Origin of the sequence: Vibrio sp. 10N.222.52.B7 (genome assembly GCF_041474275.1) — a bacterium.
GTDB lineage: Bacteria > Pseudomonadota > Gammaproteobacteria > Enterobacterales > Vibrionaceae > Vibrio > Vibrio crassostreae_C.
The window spans coordinates 1-352 of record NZ_JBFRTU010000486.1 but is presented as its reverse complement, the minus strand read 5'-3'; the positions used below and the strand labels follow the sequence as shown (position 1 = coordinate 352).

The following is a 352-nucleotide window of genomic DNA, read 5'->3' as shown; positions in this document are numbered from 1 at the left end:
AATCGGTGCGTCATTGGTTCCGGTAATGGTAACCACGATATCATGGTGCGTGCCATCTGCAGATTGAACCGTGATGGTTTCAGTGTCTGTCTGACCTTCGCCAAGCTGTTGAACTATAGGATGGTTGTTGTCAAGGTCGTAAGTCCAGTGACCATTTACATCGATATGAGCGTGCCCATAGCCTTTGCTTCCGGCTATTCCAGCTCCGCCCTGTACCGCGGTAAACCCTGCGGTTCCATCAGGGTCACTCGCCGTCAACGTACCTGAAGCTTGAAGTGTTATGTCTTCTTTTGCCACTCCTGTGGAGTCTCCACTGAATGTTGCAGGGTCAGCGACACTCGCTATATTAATG

At 50.6% G+C, this 352-nt stretch carries 1 protein-coding gene; it reads right to left on the bottom strand.

Annotated elements, in window-relative coordinates:
• Positions 1-352: VCBS domain-containing protein (locus AB4512_RS23815; protein WP_372175975.1), on the bottom strand; the 352-nt coding region annotated here is incomplete at both ends.